Source organism: Microcoleus sp. B4-D4 (genome assembly GCF_036705185.1).
Classification (GTDB): domain Bacteria; phylum Cyanobacteriota; class Cyanobacteriia; order Cyanobacteriales; family Microcoleaceae; genus Microcoleus.
This window is the reverse complement of sequence record NZ_JAUBTX010000109.1, coordinates 1-1780: the sequence shown is the minus strand read 5'-3', so window position 1 is coordinate 1780 and position 1780 is coordinate 1. Positions and strand designations below refer to the sequence as shown.

Here is a 1780-nt window from a genome sequence, read left to right as displayed (position 1 = left end):
TGAACCGCCTTCTCTTTGGCGCTTTATTAATATATCAACTCTCCCTTGAGTTGTCAAGCTTTTTTGCAAAGTTTTTTTTAAACTATACACCACCCCTAGTTCAGCAAAGCCACAAACGCGACATCAATAATAATAATCAAAGGAATGTTGTTTTGACAGCTCACAAAAAACTGAAGCTTGCTCTTTTTGGGACGTTGGGGGCTTGCAATTAAATATAACCCCAGTTATGCTAGAAGGGTAGGAAACAAAAAATCTGACATGAGCGGTTGTGACCTCTGTGATTGGGATGCCAGAAATGATCTTGAGTGAGACCGTTAAATCGACGTTTAAGGATGCTGCCCAAAAACTGACAGGCTATCGCCGTCGAGACTTTATGGCAAAAGTGGCTGAAGACTACTTTAATGGTTCAGCCCGCAAAGTAGAAACATTTATGGGGTGGAACCGAGACAGTGTTCAACTGGGCTTACATGAACGACGAACCGGACTGATTTGTGTTGATAATTATCGGGTTCGGGGACGACACAAAAGTGAAATTTTGCTGCCCAACTTAGAAGCCGATATTCGCTCTCTAGTCGATCCAGAGTCCCAGGCAGACCCCAAGTTTCAATCGACATTTTTGTATGCCCGGATCACGGCCCTCGCGGTACGATCGGCATTAGTGAGTCAGAAAAACTACGACAGTGAGCAATTACCTTCTCGTCAGACAATTGGCGCGATTTTAAATCGAATGGGTATCGCCTAAAAAAACACAAAAAACCAAGCCCTTGAAAAAAATTCCCGAAACTGATGCGATTTTTGAGAATGTATTAAAGGAGAATCAAGCCTCCGATCAAGATGTCAAGTCTCTGCGAATATCAATTGATACCAAAGCGAAAGTAAAAATTGGCAACCTGTCACGGGGTGGTAAAGCCAGAACCATCGAACCGAAATCGGCTGACGATCATGATACCGAGTGGCAAGCTATATTAGTCCCATTTGGCATTCTTAACACTCAAAGCGATCGACTATCGATTTATATGGGACAGTCCGCTGAAACTACAGATTTTATTGTGGATTGTCTAACAGATTGGTGGCACAATAACCAATTTGATTACACCGAACTCGAAGAATTAGTGATTGACCTTGATAGTGGTCCGGCAATCAGAAGCAATCGCACACAATTCATCAAACGCATCATCGAGTTATCTCAGGCAATTGGCTTAAGAATCAGACTAATTTACTATCCACCATATCATAGTAAGTATAACCCAATTGAACGCTGTTGGGCAGCACTTGAACACTATTGGAATGGTGCTATTTTAGATTCAGTTGAAACTGCCATAAACTGGGCAGCTAAAATGACGTGGCAAGGAATTAAACCCATTGTACATTTAGTTGAGACCATTTACGAGAAAGGAATAAAAGTCTTACCTCATGAGTTAAAAAAATATCTACCCGAATGGCAACGTTCTGAAACTTTACCCAAATGGGATATCAAGATTATCCCCATTTAATCGGTACTTTATTTTTCCGCAAGTCCCTTGATGTTAATAAACAGTCGCTCGTAATTACGGTCAATCGACCAGATTATGATATATAATCGATTTGACATCTTTTGTAAAATCCTTACAGGGCAACTATTATAGCCTAAATCTAGGATTCTACTGATTCGGTCAAAACCTAGTTGTTGTAATAAGTCTGGAATAGATGTCAAATGGGTTCTCTAAAATAATTCACAGAAATCCGCCCAGATGGGGAGTTGATTATCCGCAAGATCACAAAGGGGAGGAGAAATAGCCTG

General features: G+C 41.0%; 3 protein-coding genes. All 3 read left to right on the top strand.

Going from position 1 to position 1780, the window contains the following annotated elements:
• Positions 1 to 212 (top strand): hypothetical protein (locus QUB13_RS30285; protein ID WP_333388757.1); only part of this gene is annotated, 212 nt, incomplete at its 5' end.
• 89 nt (positions 213 to 301) lie between these two features.
• Positions 302 to 742, top strand: coding sequence for a hypothetical protein (locus QUB13_RS30280; protein WP_333388754.1), 441 nt, complete (start codon positions 302 to 304; stop codon positions 740 to 742).
• On the top strand, positions 723 to 1493 hold the full coding sequence (locus QUB13_RS30275; RefSeq protein WP_442922225.1) for an ISAzo13-like element transposase-related protein: 771 nt from the start codon (positions 723 to 725) through the stop codon (positions 1491 to 1493). The genes QUB13_RS30280 and QUB13_RS30275 overlap by 20 nt, the downstream gene beginning before the upstream one ends.
• The last annotated feature ends 287 nt before the right edge of the window (positions 1494 to 1780 follow it).